The 16,653-nt window shown below is 46.4% G+C and carries 14 protein-coding genes; all 14 read left to right on the top strand.

Annotated elements, in window-relative coordinates; genetic code table 11:
• A complete protein-coding gene (locus tag CLV48_RS00365; RefSeq protein WP_084121526.1) occupies positions 1–1,416 on the top strand; it encodes a TolC family protein in 1,416 nt (471 codons plus the stop codon).
• A 19-nt stretch (positions 1,417–1,435) separates the two neighbouring features.
• Positions 1,436–3,217, top strand: a complete 1,782-nt coding sequence (locus tag CLV48_RS00360) for an efflux RND transporter periplasmic adaptor subunit (RefSeq protein ID WP_106565272.1) — start codon at positions 1,436–1,438, stop codon at positions 3,215–3,217.
• 148 nt (positions 3,218–3,365) lie between these two features.
• The gene (locus CLV48_RS00355; RefSeq protein WP_106565271.1) at positions 3,366–3,878 is read left to right on the top strand and encodes a DUF3347 domain-containing protein; all 513 of its coding nucleotides are present in this window, start codon (positions 3,366–3,368) and stop codon (positions 3,876–3,878) included.
• A 77-nt stretch (positions 3,879–3,955) separates the two neighbouring features.
• Complete coding sequence (locus tag CLV48_RS00350; protein ID WP_130276920.1) at positions 3,956–4,408, top strand: 5-fold beta-flower protein; 453 nt, start codon at positions 3,956–3,958, stop codon at positions 4,406–4,408.
• Positions 4,409–4,503: 95 nt separating this feature from the next.
• Positions 4,504–4,941: a hypothetical protein gene (locus CLV48_RS00345; protein WP_106565269.1), complete on the top strand. Its 438-nt coding sequence runs from the start codon at positions 4,504–4,506 to the stop codon at positions 4,939–4,941.
• Between the two features lie 24 nt (positions 4,942–4,965).
• The gene (locus CLV48_RS00340; protein WP_245889435.1) at positions 4,966–5,430 is read left to right on the top strand and encodes a nuclear transport factor 2 family protein; all 465 of its coding nucleotides are present in this window, start codon (positions 4,966–4,968) and stop codon (positions 5,428–5,430) included.
• A 19-nt stretch (positions 5,431–5,449) separates the two neighbouring features.
• A complete protein-coding gene (locus CLV48_RS00335) occupies positions 5,450–6,136 on the top strand; it encodes a DUF2231 domain-containing protein (RefSeq protein ID WP_106565268.1) in 687 nt (228 codons plus the stop codon).
• A 247-nt stretch (positions 6,137–6,383) separates the two neighbouring features.
• Positions 6,384–7,058: a class I SAM-dependent methyltransferase gene (locus CLV48_RS00330; protein WP_106565267.1), complete on the top strand. Its 675-nt coding sequence runs from the start codon at positions 6,384–6,386 to the stop codon at positions 7,056–7,058.
• Complete coding sequence (locus tag CLV48_RS00325) at positions 7,055–7,768, top strand: PepSY domain-containing protein (protein WP_106565266.1); 714 nt, start codon at positions 7,055–7,057, stop codon at positions 7,766–7,768. The genes CLV48_RS00330 and CLV48_RS00325 overlap by 4 nt, the downstream gene beginning before the upstream one ends.
• Positions 7,765–8,349 carry a DUF2911 domain-containing protein gene (locus tag CLV48_RS00320; protein ID WP_245889434.1) on the top strand — a complete coding sequence of 195 codons (585 nt, stop codon included), beginning with the start codon at positions 7,765–7,767 and terminating at the stop codon, positions 8,347–8,349. Before CLV48_RS00325 ends, CLV48_RS00320 begins: the two co-directional genes overlap by 4 nt.
• Positions 8,350–8,367: 18 nt before the next feature.
• Positions 8,368–10,422 carry a copper-translocating P-type ATPase gene (locus CLV48_RS00315; RefSeq protein ID WP_106565265.1) on the top strand — a complete coding sequence of 685 codons (2,055 nt, stop codon included), beginning with the start codon at positions 8,368–8,370 and terminating at the stop codon, positions 10,420–10,422.
• Positions 10,423–10,514: 92 nt separating this feature from the next.
• On the top strand, positions 10,515–10,904 hold the full coding sequence (locus CLV48_RS00310; RefSeq protein WP_106565264.1) for a hypothetical protein: 390 nt from the start codon (positions 10,515–10,517) through the stop codon (positions 10,902–10,904).
• A 149-nt stretch (positions 10,905–11,053) separates the two neighbouring features.
• Positions 11,054–15,430, top strand: coding sequence for a CusA/CzcA family heavy metal efflux RND transporter (locus CLV48_RS00305; protein ID WP_106565263.1), 4,377 nt, complete (start codon positions 11,054–11,056; stop codon positions 15,428–15,430).
• Positions 15,431–15,444: 14 nt separating this feature from the next.
• Positions 15,445–16,647 carry an efflux RND transporter periplasmic adaptor subunit gene (locus CLV48_RS00300; RefSeq protein WP_106565262.1) on the top strand — a complete coding sequence of 401 codons (1,203 nt, stop codon included), beginning with the start codon at positions 15,445–15,447 and terminating at the stop codon, positions 16,645–16,647.
• The last annotated feature ends 6 nt before the right edge of the window (positions 16,648–16,653 follow it).

Raw genomic sequence — 16,653 nt, 5'->3', positions numbered from 1 at the left:
ATGAGAAAATTAGTAATAATAGCGCTTTTTTGTCTGGGGGTACAGGTTCCCGGACTTTCACAAAGTCTGGAAGAATACCTTCGGATTGCCGCAGAGAATAATCCTGAGCTGAAAGCCTACTTCAATGATTATAGCGCAGCCCTGGAGCGTGTGCCACAGGTAGGCTCTTTACCCGATCCTGAACTGGATATGGGCTTTTTCCTGAGGCCAATGGAGTTCCCCATGGGAAACCAAAGGGCACAGCTCCAATTGATGCAAATGTTCCCCTGGTTTGGCACCCTGGGTGCCAGAAAAGATGAGGCCAGTAAAATGGCCCTCGCCCGGTTTGAATTATTCCAGGATGTCCAAAATCGACTGGTTTTTCAAGTAAAAAACACCTGGTACCGGCTTTACGAGCTTGAAGAAGAAATCAGGATTGTTCAGGAGAACCTGGATATCCTGAACCAATATGAAAGGTTGGCATTGATACGTTTTCAAAGTGCCGGTACAAGTTCCGGTTCAGGAGGTATGCAAAGGAATGCATCAATGAAGGAAGAATCCGGATCATCATCTTCCGGTGGAATGGGCAATATGGGCAGTGGTACGAATCCTGGTGCAAAAGGCGCATCTACAGCAGGCAGGAGTACATCTTCCACTTCTCCCTCAATGGGGGGTGGCGGATCAGGAATGAGCGATGTGCTTAGAGTAAGGATGGAAATCAAAGAATTGGAAAACACGCTGGCATTGCTATTGGATTCCAGATTTCCCTTGCAGGCTGAATTCAACCAGCTGCTCAATCGGGACATCAATGATAAAGTGACCATATCTGACACATTGGATGACTTTCCCTTAAACATAGCGCGGTTGGCACTATTGGACAGCATTACCCAAAACAATCCCATGCTGAAGATGCTGGATGCGGAAGAGGAGGCTTATGAAGCACAAAAAAGAATGGCCAAACTTGAAGGAAGGCCCATGCTGGGGGCTGGAGTTACCTACATGCCTTTTAGCCCACGAACCGAAAACGGAACGCCCATGGGCGGTGATGATATGGTGATGCCAATGGTACGCTTATCCATCCCAATTTATAGAAAAAAATACAATGCCCTGCAAAAAGAAGCAGAGTTGAGGCAAACCGCTGTGCAGCAAAGAAGGGAAAATACGGTCAACCAGCTTTCTACAGAATGGGCTAGTGCCATGCGCACCTTGGATGACGCCCAAAGAAGGGTACGCTTATACAGGGAACAGACCGACTTGGCCAGACAAACCTTAAATCTCCTGATGATTTCATATTCGACAGAGGGAAGGGAATTTGAAGAAGTCCTTAGGGTACAACAACAGTTGCTCGACTATCAACTCCGATGGATCACTGCAATTGTAGATCAATATACTACGCTGGCAGTGCTTGAAAACCTGGCTGCCTCCAATCTCAACTGACATTTTAACATTTAAGACAATGAAAGAAATATTTAAAAACAAAAAAGTCCTCCTTATCATACTAATGGCAGTAGTGCTGGGAGGACTGATGGGATGGTGGATAAAACCATCTTCAGACCACCAAGATGAAGAATTTCATCAGCACGAGCTGTCGGAAGACGGCCAGATATGGACATGTTCCATGCACCCACAAATCAGGCTCTCGGAACCGGGGAGCTGTCCGATTTGCGGAATGGACCTGATACCGGCATCATCCAAAAGATCGGCAGCAGATGCCAATCCGATGATACATGAAATGACCCCCCAAGCAGTGGCTATGGCCAATATCCATACCTCAAGGGTGACTGGAGTTTCCCCAGAGGGGGAACTTTTCCTCACAGGCAAAGTGAAAGCGGATGAACGCCAGCTCGCTTCCGTGACGGCCAAATTTCCCGGACGAATAGAGAAGCTCTTTGTAAACTTCACCGGGCAGGTGGTAAGAACCGGTGAGCGATTGGCCACCATTTATTCACCGGAGTTAGTTACAACTCAAAAGGAATTGCTGGAAGCTGCCTCCACTAAAGAGACCTACCCCCAGCTCTACACTGCTGCACGTGAAAAGTTAAGGTTGTGGAAACTCAATGAAAACCAAATCGATGAGATAGAAAAAACAGGAAAAGTTAGGGATCAGTTTGATGTGCTTTCAGATAAAAGCGGGATCGTAACCCAGCGAAACATTGCAGTAGGCGATTATGTAAACACCGGATCCATACTGTTTGATGTTGTGGATTTGAGCAGGGTGTGGATCATGATCGATGCATATGAAACAGACCTTCCGTTTGTGAAGATTGGTGATGAAGTGAGCTTTACTGCCGCTGGCATTCCAAGTCAAACATTTACAGCCAGGGTAACTTACATCGATCCGGTCATCAATCCCGGCACCCGGGCAGCCTCCGTTCGGGCAGAAGCTAATAACAGAAGTGGAGAACTGCGGCCTGAGATGTTCATCAATGCACGGGTAAAAACTACGCTTCGGAAAGGACAATCATCTTTGGCCATACCACGTACAGCTTTGCTTTGGTCAGGAAAACGATCCATTGTGTATGTAAAAGTGCAGGACTCAGAGTTTCCAGCATTTGAAATGCGGGAAATCACCATAGGTTCCCGTATGGGCGAAATGTACTTGGTGGAAGCTGGCCTTGAAGCTGGAGAAGAAATAGTAACCAATGGAGTATTTTCCATTGATGCTGCCGCACAGCTTTCAGGGAACTACAGCATGCTCATGCGACCAAAAACCAAAACTATGGAAGTTCCCCAGTCTTTCCGTCAACAAATCACAGCCTTGGCTGATGCATACTTCAAAATCAAAGATGGCTTGGTGGCGGATGATACAAAGGCTACAAAATCCGCCCTGAGCCAATTGGACTTAGCCTTGGGCAAGGTAAGTATGGACGGGCTGAAGGGCAAGACCCATGATCATTGGATGGCGCTGAAGCAGCAGCTGGCTGAGGCAGCCAAAATGATGCAGGGTGAAGAAACCCTTGTCGGCCTAAGGCAGCATTTCTCAATGCTCTCTGAAAACATGCTGGAAGTCACCGAATCCTTCGGACTGGAAAAAGACAAAGTGTTCAAAGATTTCTGCCCGATGGCTTTTGACAACCAAGGCGCATTTTGGCTCAGTGAAACGGAAGAGATTCTCAACCCCTATTTCGGTGAGGCCATGCTCTCCTGTGGTGAGGTAAAAAAGACTTATCTCAAAGGCCAAAAAGTCTTTGAGGAAGGAGAGCCAGCCAAGCAAGTAGCTGGTGGGCATAATCACTAAAGCAATGAAATCTTGCTGCAAAACAGGAGATGAATCATCTCTATCTAAAATAAAAAAATGGGGCAGCCGGATTACTTGGGGAATAGTCATTCTTCTGGTCACTGGTTTAGCCCTGATTCAAGTATTTAACCTTTAAACAAATAGAAAAATGAAAAAAACAATGATCATGCTATGCCTGGCTTTAGTAAGCTGGGGAGCAACCGCACAACATGACCATGCAGCGCATGGAGCACAAACGAGCAGTCAAAAGATGGAACCAATGTTCAAAGACAAGGCATTAGGTTCTTCCTACACACACTACATCACTTTGAAGAATGCTTTGGTGGCGTCTGATTTTCAGAAAGCAAAATCTGCTTCTGAATCTTTGGTGAAAGCCCTTCACAATGTAAAGGGCAGTGATAAAGTCCATGCAGAGGCGGCCAAAGTGGCGCAGGCAGGTTCACTGGAAAACCAGCGAAAGGCTTTTACCGCCTTAAGCAATGAGATGGCCACTTTGGTGAAGGGCGCTGATATCAGCATGGGAGAACTCTACCTGGAATACTGCCCAATGGCCAATGGCAACACAGGAGGCTATTGGCTCTCCAACGAAAAGGAGATCCGCAACCCTTACTTCGGTGACAAGATGCTGAAGTGCGGAAGCGTAAAAGAGACAATTAACTGACACAAGTCCTGGCATAAGGGATTGGGTTCACGATAAGCTGAGCCCAATCCTGACACCAGGCACAAACACAATGAGAAATGAAAAAGAACATCATTTTCACCATCGCATTCCTTGGAGGAATGCTGCTGGCAGCACATGGGCTCTTGGCTCAGCCAAGCAGCAAAACAGAGCAACGCCTCATCCACATCAATGGAAAAGGCGAGGTATCGGATGACCGGGGCACCAAACTCGGATACATCAGTAAAGAAGACATAGTCTTTAACAATCAGAATCAAAAACTGGGCTTTATCAAAAACGGCAAAGTGTATGATGCCGAAGGTAATCCCCTTGGCAAAGCCAAAAAAGATGGTCGCTATTACAACAACGATGGAGTATTCATTCTGAGCACCAAAACGATGGGTGATAAATGTGAAATCCTGGATCCAGAAGGTCACAAAAAAGGCACGGTACACAAAAACTATAAACTACATGCGTGTGCTGCTCACTGTTTCTTCTTGGAACAGGAAATGAAAAAAGAGGAAGATAAGTAAAAAGTAAAGCCCTGTTGGAGAGTGGCCTTTGTGCAGGTGTAGTCTTGCATCCTACACTGCCGCCACTCTTCCATCAGGCACCAAACAGAAAAGTCATGAAGAAGAAAAGCAACAAGGACAATTCCAAGACATCTACCCGGAATCTGGTATATGCCTACCTGACCATTGCGGCATTGTTAGTGACAGCCACAGCATTGGTGTACTGGATTAACTATCAGCAGCTAAAGCCTTCTGTCAGTTATATCCAGGATGAAATTGAGCGACCAGTTGAACCAAGCCTGGTATGTATGGTCAATGACGCCTATATGGGTGTAGCCCAAATCCCGGTACCGGTCAATGACAAAACCTATTATGGTTGCTGCGAAATGTGCGTGGATAAGCTCAACAATATAGAAAGTGCAAGGATCGCCATCGACCCTTTTAGTGGTAATCCTGTAGATAAATCAGAAGCATTTATAGTAGTGACTAACCAACAAGGTGCAGTTGCCTACTTTGAATCAGAGGCTAATTACAACGCATTTAAGAAAAACTAAAAACAATCCTTTAACCCAAAATCCATGAAATTGAAACTGCTTTTTTTTGGTCTTGCTGCCATAGTGGCCGTGAAGACTCAAGCGCAACAGTCGGATGAAATTAACCAGGTGAAACAAGTCCTGGAATCATACAAACAGGCCATTGAAAGCCTCGATACAACCGGCACAGGTAATTTATTTGTATCGGAATCAATTGTTATTGAATCAGGCAAAGTTGAAGGCCGATATCAGGACTATCTGGCCAACCACCTGGGCCCGGAGCTCAATCATTTCGAATCTTTCAAGTTTAGTGACTATGAAGTAGCCATTGAAGTCGCTTTACCATTCGCCATTGCCACTGAAACCTACAAATACACCATTGTGCTAAGCAATGACAAGTCAGTTATTGAACGAAAAGGAGTTGCCTCCAGTATTTTGAAAAAAGAAAACGGTCAATGGAAAATATGGCAAACCCATTCGTCAGCAAGAAAACCACAGACCAATCATTAACCAACTAAATAATATGACAATGAAAAATATTCTAAAAGCAGTTGTATTGGTACTATTCACTACAGCAACCGTATCGGCACATGACGGCCACAAAAGCAAACAAGACACTACCGCCCAACAAGCGGATACCGTGTTGAATATTCATTCCACCGAGGAAGAGCATAAAGACCACACCCATATCAGCGAGGCAGACAGCCATGATGTGCATCCACAAGATGCACACCACGAAAAAAAGGTTACGGCTGATCTTGCGGATTTTCCCACAATCCATCCGCTAATTGTCCATTTCGCTATCGTATTGCTGATTGTGGGAGCCTTTCTGGCGGTCGTCAACATCTTTTTCATCAAAAGGGAATTGGCGTGGACAGCATTCGCTTTGGTGCTGGTAGGTTTTGTAGCTGCTTACTTAGCTGGCAGAAACTTCCATCCGCATACTCACGGACTAACAGAACATGCCAAGCTCGTATTGGAACAACACGACTTCTGGGCTGACTGGACAATCAATCTTGGGTTTATCGGCCTGCTGTTACAAGGGATCAATCTATTTATTTTCAAATCGAAAAGATGGGCAATGGCTATTGTGGCAGTTGTGCTATTGAGCGCAGCGTATGCTGTGGCACATGCAGGGCATTACGGAGCACAATTGGTACACATAGAAGGTGTAGGTCCGGAAGGTAAATTTTTAGAACTGGAGCATGACCATTAATTGACTTGAAATCACCAGTATGCCTGGGCTATTTTTTGATTCGGTACTTACCTGTCCGGTATGCGGCCAGAAGCAGGTTTGTAGAATACCTTATAACGTGCGGTCGGATAGCTTCATTTGTAAGGGATGTGAATGCGAGATTACAGTTCCAGGCGATCAGTGCTGCATTTTTTGTGCATTCGGCTCTCATAAATGCTTAGTCAGCCAAGGCTGGGAGAAATTAGAACAAAAACAATTAAGAGAAAAAATGAAAAATCAGGAACATAAAGTTGAGAAGGAATTCATTCCTGCTTTAGGCTATAATTTCCTTACCGGCCTCTATGACACCACCATAAGGCTGACCATGCCTGAAAAGAAATTCAGGAACCAGCTGATACAGAAGCTGGATCCTCAAGCGGATGAAACGATACTCGAATTTGGTTTTGGTTCAGGAGCCAATCTGGCGATTGCCTCTTCACGGTCTCCCAACACTTCATTTTTCGGATTAGACATTGACCCGAAGGTAAGGGAGATAGCCTTTTCAAAGCTCAAAAACAAAGACATTCTGGTTGAACTCCAACTCTACAATGGGGGCATTTTTCCGTACAATGATGCTGTTTTTGACAAGGCCTACAGTTGTCTGGTATTTCATCAGTTAGATGATGAAACAAAAGCGCATTGTTTCAGTGAAATCTACCGGGTTCTAAAGCCCGGAGGCAAGCTCATCATTGGCGATTGGGGCAAGGCAAAGAACCGATGGATGCGCACAGTTTTTTACACCGTGCAGCTTCTGGACGGTTTCAAAACCACCACAGCCAATGTGAAGGGCTTGCTGCCGGATTACATCCGTGAGGCAGGGTTTTCGGATGTGCAGGAAACGGGTTTTATCAATACCCGAATCGGGTCATTTTGCTATTATGAGGGGATAAAGATGGAGAAATGAAACGAAACAGAAACTACTACATCCGCAAAACGCACCGGTATCTGGGGCTTTTTATAGGCATTCAGTTTATTGGGTGGACGATCAGTGGCCTCTATTTTAGTTGGACGGATATTGACAAAATCCATGGAGACCAGTTCCATCGTGAACATGTAATGACGCATTCACCCCCGGACTTAATCAGTCCGGCTCAGTTAGATTCAACGCTTGGTATTTCATCCCTTGAGCTTCGCTACATCAATCACCAACCGCATTATTGGGTCAACGATAGTCTGCTCTACAATGCCCAGACCGGGCAAATCAAAAAGGGCATAACCGAAACGGAGGCGGTCGAAATCGCACAGAACCATCTCGTAAAAAACCTGAAAATCCTGAAAACCGAATGGATTACTGAAACCGACAACCATCATGAATACCGTGGTAGGCCGCTACCAGCCTGGGCTGTCCACTTTGATCATCCCGAAAACCTTACGGCCTACGTAGATGCCCGTAACGGCAACTTCGAACGGGTACGCCACAGCCGTTGGCGTTGGTTCGATTTTCTTTGGATGTTCCACACCATGGATTATGCCGGGCGGGACAACTTTAACAATTGGCTGCTCAGGGCATTTTCAGTCTTTGGCCTATTTACAGTGCTATCAGGCTTTACACTTTACGCAGTATCCTCTAAAACTTTCTTAAAAACCACTTCAAAACTTAAAAAGAATAAATGATGAACAAACTGATTTACACACTTGCACTGGGATTGCTGATCGTATCCTGCCAAAACAAAAAAGGTGAAAATGGTGGTCACGAACACCATCAGCCGGAAAAAGCACCTACTGAGCAATCGGACAACTCGAAAAAGAGCATCCCTCAGGAAGCGCATGGCAATGTGGGTGATACGCACATTACCATCAAGTACCACTCACCCGCAGTGCGGGAAAGGGTCATCTGGGGAGGTTTGGTACCCTATGGCGAAGTTTGGGTGACAGGTGCACACAGTGCCACCAATATAGAATTTTCCAAAGCAATCCAGGTCGAAGAAACTACGATACCAAAAGGGAAGTATGCATTCTTTACCATTCCCGGACAGGACCGTTGGACATTGATCCTAAACAAAAACTGGGAGCAGCACCTGGCAGATGATTACGATCAGGCAGAGGATGTCATCAGAATTGAGGTAACTCCAGATGCGGAAATGCCGCTTGCAGAACAGCTAACTTATACCATTGAAGACAAGGGAGAGGGCTCTGGCGCTATCCGCATGTCATGGGAAAAGCTAAGTGTTTCCCTTCCATTCAAAACGGATTAACCACTAAAATTTTTACTCATGGAAAAGCATAATCACGAACACCACAAGCATCATACACACGAGGGTCACCAAAAGAGCCAATCATCAGATCATCAAACCATCAACAAATCAGACCATCAGCATGGGCACCATGACCACCATGCCATGATGATCGAAGATTTTAAAAAGCGTTTTTGGATATCTCTGGTGCTCACTGTGCCAATCCTTGCATTGTCTCACATGATCCAACAATTACTGGGATTTGAGCTGACCTTTTTTGGTGATCAGTACGTCCTTTTTGGGCTTTCCACTATTGTCTTCTTTTATGGGGGCTGGCCTTTTCTCAAAGGACTTTGGGACGAGCTGAAAGACAAAAACCCCGGCATGATGACCTTGATTGCAGTGGCCATAACCGTGGCTTACGTGTACAGCTCGGCCGTGGTGTTTGGTTTGGAAGGGATGGACTTCTTCTGGGAGCTGGTCACACTGATTGTCATCATGCTGCTGGGGCACTGGATCGAAATGAAATCGGTAATGGGAGCATCAAGGGCACTTGAATTGCTGGTGCAAATGATGCCTTCCGAAGCGCACCTGGTACATGGAGACCAAATCAAGGACATCAAAGTGGATGAACTGAAAAAAGAAGACATCATCCTAATAAAAGCCAATGAGAAAATACCTGCGGACGGCACAGTGGTGGATGGAGAAAGTCACCTTGACGAAAGCATGCTCACCGGTGAGAGCAAGCCGGTGAAAAAATCCAAAGGCGACCAGGTAATTGGCGGATCGGTGAATGGCAGTCAATCCATCAAGGTAAAGGTGTCCAAAACCGGCAAAGAGAGCTACCTAAACAAAGTGATCACCTTGGTGGAAGAGGCTCAGAAAGCCAAATCCAAAACCCAAAATCTGGCCAACATTGCCGCTAGATGGCTCACGTTCATTGCCATTGGTGCCGGCACGATTACACTAGTAACCTGGATCAGTCTGGGCAAACCATTGGACTTTGCCCTGGAGCGGATGGTGACCGTCATGGTCATTTCATGTCCACACGCACTGGGTTTGGCTATTCCACTCGTGGTAGCCATTTCTACGACTGTTTCCGCAAGCAAAGGCTTGCTGATCCGTAACCGTACCGCTTTTGAAAATGCCCGGAAGATTACCGCAATGGTATTTGACAAAACCGGGACACTGACCGAAGGAAAGTTTGGGGTTTCACGATATGAGAGTCTGACGGATGATATAGACAAAGAAGAGCTATTGGCCTTTGTCGCTTCGCTAGAACAGCAATCGGAGCATCCCATAGCGCAGGGAATTGTGAAAGCAGCGAAAGAGGCAAAACTAAAACTGAAAAAGGTAGAAAATTTTGAATCGCTGACGGCCAAGGGTATTCAGGGCAAGATCGATGGGAAAAGCTGGAAGGTGGTCAGCCCAAGGTACCTGAAGGAAAACAAAATAGAGATACCAGAAAAAGCTGGCTCTGATGCAGCTGAAACCATAGTGTTTGCCCTCAGGGAAGAAAAACTTATTGGGTTCATTGCCCTGTCGGATAAGATCAGGGAAGAAAGCTCCAAGGCCATCGAAACGCTTCGGGAAAAAGGTATGAAACTGTATATGGCCACTGGTGACAATGAGAAAACGGCCAAAGCAGTAAGCGATAAACTTGGGCTGGATGGCTACTATAGCGAGGTGCTTCCACACCAAAAAGTAGAGATTATCAAGAAGCTACAGAAGGAAGGCCACTTTGTGGCTATGACGGGTGATGGGGTAAATGATGCCCCTGCACTGGCACAAGCCAATGTGGGTATTGCTGTAGGTTCAGGTACCGATGTGGCAGCCGAAACAGCCGATATCATATTGGTTAACAGCAACCCAAAGGACATTGCCAACCTGGTACTGTTTGGCAGGGCCACTTACAACAAAATGATCCAGAACCTCGCTTGGGCTACCGGCTACAACGCAATTGCATTGCCTTTGGCCACAGGGTTTATCCCCGGCCTGGTGATTAGTCCTGCTATAGGCGCAGTATTCATGAGCCTGAGTACGATCATAGTGGCCATTAATGCGCAATTGCTGAAAAGGAAGATGTTGTTATAACGCTGCTATTTTTTTGAAATAAGGATAGTGCAATGGTAGTGAAAAAAAATGCACTACCCTTGCACCTTAATTTTGCGTATATTTGCGGGCAAATGAATTCCATCTTATCCATATTGTTTAGTTTTCTGTTCCTGATGGGACCCACTATGGATTTATGCTGTGAACTGCAAAAGCTCCCCAACCTTTTTGATCACTACGAAGAACATCAGGAATTTGATGGGGATTCATTTTTGGATTTTTTGGCTGAAGATTATTTCAATGATACGGGTGATGCTCAAGGGCACCACGATGATTCTGATCACGATGATCTACCCTTTCATGGCCAGCACCAGTGCTGTCACGTCCACATTTTCATGACCCCTTTACTGGGGCAGCCAGAAATAGCCACTTTACACTTTTCTACCCAAACCAAGGGTAGTCATTATAATTTTTCTCTTTGTTCTGAGTACTCAGAATCTTCTTTCCAGCCCCCCAAGGCCTGATTTACCGGACACTTTAATATGAGCCTTTTACTTCATTGCACTGCGCAATGAAGTAAAGATTTAGTCTTTTTATTGCCGTCCGGCATCCCTCCGATGGGCATTTTCGCCCCATTCAATTCATTAAAATCAGGATTCAAAATGCAAAATAAATGCTGGATAAAATCATTCAATTTTCGGTCAAGAACAAACTGATCATTGGCCTGCTTACGCTAGGCCTGGTCATTTGGGGAGGCTACTCACTGACGAGGCTTCCCATTGATGCCGTACCGGATATTACCAATAACCAGGTACAGGTCATAACCACTTCCCCTTCGCTGGCCGCTGAGGAGGTAGAACGTTTAATCACTTTCCCAATAGAGATCACCATGGCCACCATCCCGGAGCTGGACGAAATCCGTTCTTTCTCCCGCTTTGGGCTGTCGGTGGTGACCATTGTGTTTAAAGAAGATGTGGACGTGTATTGGGCACGTCAGCAGGTAAACGAACGCCTGGCCGATGTGCAAGCCCAAATCCCACCGGGAGTCGGTCAACCGGGCATGGCTCCCATTACCACTGGGTTGGGCGAAATCTACCAATATGTGGTAGGTACCGAACCCGGCTATGAAGATCAATATGATGCCCGTGAACTACGAACCATTCAGGACTGGATAGTTCGCAGGCAGTTGCTGGGTACGCCCGGTGTTGCCGATGTAAGTAGCTTTGGTGGCTATCTCAAGCAGTACGAAATCGCCATAGACCCGGACAGGCTCAAGGCCATGAACGTCTCCATTGCAGATATTTTTCAGGCTTTGGAAGAAAACAATGAAAACACCGGAGGTGCTTATATCGAGAAAAACCTCAATGCCTACTTTATCCGAAGTGAAGGCTTGGTGGGCGACTTGGACGACATCCGAAACATGCTTGTTAAAAGCAATGAAGATGGTATCCCTGTCCTCATAAAAGATGTGGCCAAAGTACAGCTTGGTAGTGCCGTTCGATATGGAGCTACTACCCGCAATGGTGAAGGCGAGGTAGTTAGTGCCATTGTGATGATGTTGAAAGGAGAAAACTCAGCTGAAGTTATCGAGAACGTAAAAAGCCGGATTGCGGAAATCCGCAAAACATTGCCGGAAGGCGTTACAATAGAACCATTTCTCGACCGCACCAAACTGGTCGATACCGCCATAGGGACGGTAACCAAAAACCTGACTGAAGGGGCTTTAATTGTGATTTTCGTACTGCTCTTGTTGTTGGGCAACCTCCGGGCAGGTCTCATAGTTGCTTCGGTCATTCCCCTTGCGCTCATCTTCGCCTTTGGCATGATGAACCTCTTTGGCGTGTCGGGTAATCTGATGAGCCTCGGGGCAATTGACTTTGGCCTCATTGTGGACGGAGCGGTGATCATTGTTGAAGCCACACTGCACCACTTAGGTTTGCTAAAGCTGGGCAGGAAACTCACCCAGCAGGAAATGGACATGGAAGTGTATCAATCTGCCAGCAAGATCCGAAATTCAGCCGCATTCGGGGAAATCATCATTTTAATCGTTTATCTCCCCATTTTGGCTTTAGTGGGTGTAGAAGGCAAGATGTTCGGCCCAATGGCGCAAACCGTAAGCTTTGCCATTCTTGGGGCTTTTATTCTTTCACTCACTTATGTGCCCATGATGTCAGCACTTGTACTAAGCAAAAAAACTAAATACAAGCCCAATATTTCCGATAAGATCATGGCCTTTTTTCACCGCCTCTACGATCCTGCCATCCGATGGGCCATGCACAAACGACCACTGATGTTAGGTGTTGCACTTGGATTGTTTGGGGTATCGCTTTGGGTATTTTCCAATATGGGCGGTGAGTTTGTACCTACCCTGGAGGAGGGCGACTTTGCCGTTGAGACCAGGGTAATTACCGGAAGCTCTCTTCAAAATACCATACAGGCTACTACTCAGGCAGAAAAAATCCTATTGGAACAATTTCCTGAGGTAACACAAGTGGTTTCAAAAATTGGAGCAGGTGAAATTCCAACTGATCCTATGCCCGTAGAAGCGGCAGATTTGATGATCATCTTAAAGAATAAGGACGAATGGGTAACAGCCTCCAACCGGGAAGAATTGGCCAACAAAATGGCCGAAGCATTGGAGGTCATTCCGGGTGTTACTTTCGGATTCCAGCAGCCCATCCAGATGAGGTTCAATGAGTTAATGACCGGTGTACGCCAGGATGTGGCCGTGAAAATTTACGGGGAAGATCTCAACGAGCTTTCGGAATACGCCCAACAAATCGGCCGGCTTGCTTCAAGTGTAGAAGGGGCCGAGGATTTATATATTGAGGAGGTAACAGGTGTTCCGCAAATCGTCATCAGCTACAAAAGAGAGCAATTGGCCAAATACGGACTAAGCATCCGGGATGTAAACCGCTCGGTGCAAGCGGCCTTTGCCGGGGCTTCCGCAGGCCTGGTGTATGAAAATGAAAGGCGCTTTGACCTGGTGGTCAGGCTGGACAAAACCAACCGGGAAGATGTGGAGTCAGTTCGCAACCTGTACATCGCTCGTAAGGATGGCCACCAGATTCCGCTCTACCAGGTGGCAGAAGTAGAAATCAAAGAAGGCCCCTACCAAATCCAGCGAGACGATACCCGCAGACGGATCATTGTTGCTTTCAACGTGCGTAACCGGGACGTGGAGAGCATAGTCACAGAACTTCAGCAAAAAATTGATGAGTCGGTGGTGTTTGCTCCGGGCTACACTGTAACCTATGGAGGTCAGTTTGAAAACCTGGTAGAAGCCCGTGAACGATTGGCTTTTGCCGTACCGTTGGCTTTACTGCTGATTTTTGTTTTGCTCTATTTCACCTTTGGTTCCATTAAGCAGGGCATCCTCATTTTTACAGCCATCCCACTTTCTGCCATAGGGGGTATTTTTGCCTTATGGTTCAGGGACATGCCTTTCAGCATTTCCGCGGGAGTCGGTTTTATTGCCTTGTTTGGGGTAGCCGTTTTGAATGGGATTGTACTCATCAGTGAGTTCAACCACTTGAAAAAGGACGGTATCACCGATATTTTTGAGCGGATTTACAAAGGCACGAGAGTCCGTTTGCGTCCGGTGATCATGACGGCAGCCGTGGCTTCTCTGGGATTTTTGCCCATGGCACTTTCGCAATCAGGCGGTGCTGAGGTACAGCGCCCGTTGGCCACTGTGGTAATTGGCGGCTTAATTACGGCCACCTTCTTAACGCTTGTGGTGCTGCCCATCCTTTACTACTATTTTGAAAGAGGAATAAAAGTAAAACCGGGAGCAGTAGCACCTTTGTTGATTATCGGCTTGTTTTTCTTCCAGTTTACGGAAGTAAAGGCGCAGGAATCACCGGCAAACTACCAATCGCTGGAAGAGGCGATTCAAATAGCTATACAGAACAATCCTAACCTGAAAGCAGCAGACCTGCAAACCCAGCAGGAACGGGCGCTAAAAGGGGCAAGTTGGAATCTGTCTAAGACCAGTTTCAGCCTCACGCACGGGCAGTACAACAGTATTTACAATAATGACAACCAGTTCAATATTTCACAATCCATAGCCTTTCCAACGGTTTATACCAACCAAAGCAAGTTGGCCAAAGCGAGAATGGAAGCCAGCGAGTGGCGAAAAAACGCCACCCAAAATGAACTGGTGCAGCAGGTAAAGGCTACCTGGTACATCCTCTGGCTGGAGAAAAGCAAAAGGCAGTTATTGCTGGAGCAGGACAGTATTTACCAACGCTTTGTGCGGGCTGCCAACCTTCGCTATGAAACCGGGGAAAGCAACCTGCTTGAAAAAGCAACAGCCGAATCGCAGGTAGCTGAGATCAAAGCCATGTTACAGCAAAACTTGTCAGATATCGAGATTTACCAGACGCAGTTACAAACCCTGCTCAATGTGGAAAGCCCGGTGGACATCACGGTTGGCAAGCTCGAAGTACGGGAAAGCACTGTCCTTCTTGATACCACAAGTATTGCCAACAACCCTACCCTGGCATGGTTCCGGCAACAAATAGAAGTAGCCGAAAGGGAAAAGTCGGTGGAAAAGTCAAGGCTGCTACCCGACCTTACGGTGGGTTATTTCAACCAGTCGCTCAATGGGCCGAATCAAGATCTGGATGGCAATCCGGTCACTTTCTCTTCCAGCGACCGCTTCACAGGTTTTCAGGTGGCTATAGCCATTCCCTTTTTTGGAGCAAAGGCACAAGGCTCGGTCATCAAAGCTGCTGAACTCAGAAAACAGGAAAGTGAGGCAAGGCTGCAAGCTATAACCAATGAACTGCAAGGCAGATTCAGGTCGCTCTTTCAGCAGTACCAAAAGTTTCAAACCAGTCTGGATTATTATGAGCAAAACGCCCTGCCTCAGGCAGAGCTTATTCTCAAACAAGCCCAAAGGGGTTTTGAAAGCGGTGAAATTGGCTATGTAGAATACATCCAGGGACTTAACCGGGCATTGACAGTCCGGTTTAATTACCTGGACATTCTCAACCAATACAACCAGACCATTATCCAGATCGAGTTTATCTCAGGCGTTCAATAAAAAGAAATCAACAAATGAAAAATACAATCAAATACATCAACAGAATCTCAATAGTTTTTATACTGGGATTGACTATTGCCTCCTGTGGTTCAAAAAATGAAGGAACAACAGAGGAGCATCACGAAGAAGGTGAGAATACGGTAGAACTCACTGAGGCACAATACGATCAGGCAGACATTCAGATTGGAAATGCCGAAAGAAAGGTTATCGGTTCTGAGCTACGGGTTAATGGAGTGATTGGCGTGCCTCCTCAGAGCAATATTTCCATCAACATGCCCTATGGTGGCTTTGTGAAATATACCGAAATGCTGCCGGGCAGCAAAGTGAAAAAAGGTCAGCTTTTGGTAGTGATTGAAAATCCGGAGTTTATCCAGTTCCAACAGGATTATCTTGAGGGCTTGGCCAATCAGGAATTTCTGAAAGCAGAATATGACCGTCAGAAGGAGTTGTTTGATGAAAAGGTGGCCTCTGGCAAAACCTTTCAACAGGCTAAAAGTGACTACCTGGCCAATGAGGCCCGAATTAAAAGCATGGAAGAACGTTTGAAAATTATCGGTTTCAATCCAGCAAAAATACGTCAAGGTACCGTTTCAGCGTCTGTCAATATTTATGCCCCGGTAAACGGTTCAGTTCGAGAGGTGTACACCAATGTAGGCAAGTACATCAACCCACAGGATGTGATCATGGACATCACCAATGCCGAAGACCTGCATGTGGAACTGACGGTATATGAAAACGACATCCCACGGGTCAAAGAAGGTCAGCGCATCCGTTTTGCCCTGGCGAATGCTCCCGATGAGTGGCGGGAGGCCGAAGTATTCCTGGTGGGCAGTGGAGTTAGGGAAGACCGTTCGGTAACTGTGCACGGACATTTGAAACAAATGTATGAAGATTTGAAACCAGGTATGTATGTGGCGGCCAAAGTGGAAACTGATAGCAATGAAGTCTGGGCTGTTCCGGAGGAATCCATTGTGCGGTTCGGGGGCAAGCACTATGTTTTTGCATACGCAGGCGAAAAATCAGAAAACGATGAAACCATGCACAATTTTGAAATGCTGGAAGTCATCAAAGGCTATACCGAGGATGCTTATACTCAGATTTCGCTGGCTGATTCAGCGCAGGATTTGAGTGCCATTGAACTGGTCACCAAAGGTGCCTTTACGCTCTTGGCGAAGGCCAAAAATACTGAAGAAGAAGGCGGTGGACATGGGCATTAAAAGAGC

The sequence above is a fragment of the Cecembia rubra genome (genome assembly GCF_003014575.1).
GTDB classification, from domain to species: domain Bacteria; phylum Bacteroidota; class Bacteroidia; order Cytophagales; family Cyclobacteriaceae; genus Cecembia_A; species Cecembia_A rubra.
Note: the sequence above shows the minus strand (reverse complement) of the source record. Positions and strands in the feature narration are given on the sequence as shown.

Coding starts and splice junctions, on each gene's coding strand:
- CLV48_RS00335 (WP_106565268.1), top strand. CDS start 5,450: ATGAAAAATATTCTAAAAGCAGTTGTATTGGTACTATTCACTACAGCA.
- CLV48_RS00355 (WP_106565271.1), top strand. CDS start 3,366: ATGAAAAAAACAATGATCATGCTATGCCTGGCTTTAGTAAGCTGGGGA.
- CLV48_RS00365 (WP_084121526.1), top strand. CDS start 1: ATGAGAAAATTAGTAATAATAGCGCTTTTTTGTCTGGGGGTACAGGTT.
- CLV48_RS00350 (WP_130276920.1), top strand. CDS start 3,956: ATGAAAAAGAACATCATTTTCACCATCGCATTCCTTGGAGGAATGCTG.
- CLV48_RS00330 (WP_106565267.1), top strand. CDS start 6,384: ATGAAAAATCAGGAACATAAAGTTGAGAAGGAATTCATTCCTGCTTTA.
- CLV48_RS00360 (WP_106565272.1), top strand. CDS start 1,436: ATGAAAGAAATATTTAAAAACAAAAAAGTCCTCCTTATCATACTAATG.
- CLV48_RS00300 (WP_106565262.1), top strand. CDS start 15,445: ATGAAAAATACAATCAAATACATCAACAGAATCTCAATAGTTTTTATA.
- CLV48_RS00320 (WP_245889434.1), top strand. CDS start 7,765: ATGATGAACAAACTGATTTACACACTTGCACTGGGATTGCTGATCGTA.
- CLV48_RS00310 (WP_106565264.1), top strand. CDS start 10,515: ATGAATTCCATCTTATCCATATTGTTTAGTTTTCTGTTCCTGATGGGA.
- CLV48_RS00340 (WP_245889435.1), top strand. CDS start 4,966: ATGAAATTGAAACTGCTTTTTTTTGGTCTTGCTGCCATAGTGGCCGTG.
- CLV48_RS00325 (WP_106565266.1), top strand. CDS start 7,055: ATGAAACGAAACAGAAACTACTACATCCGCAAAACGCACCGGTATCTG.
- CLV48_RS00345 (WP_106565269.1), top strand. CDS start 4,504: ATGAAGAAGAAAAGCAACAAGGACAATTCCAAGACATCTACCCGGAAT.
- CLV48_RS00315 (WP_106565265.1), top strand. CDS start 8,368: ATGGAAAAGCATAATCACGAACACCACAAGCATCATACACACGAGGGT.
- CLV48_RS00305 (WP_106565263.1), top strand. CDS start 11,054: ATGCTGGATAAAATCATTCAATTTTCGGTCAAGAACAAACTGATCATT.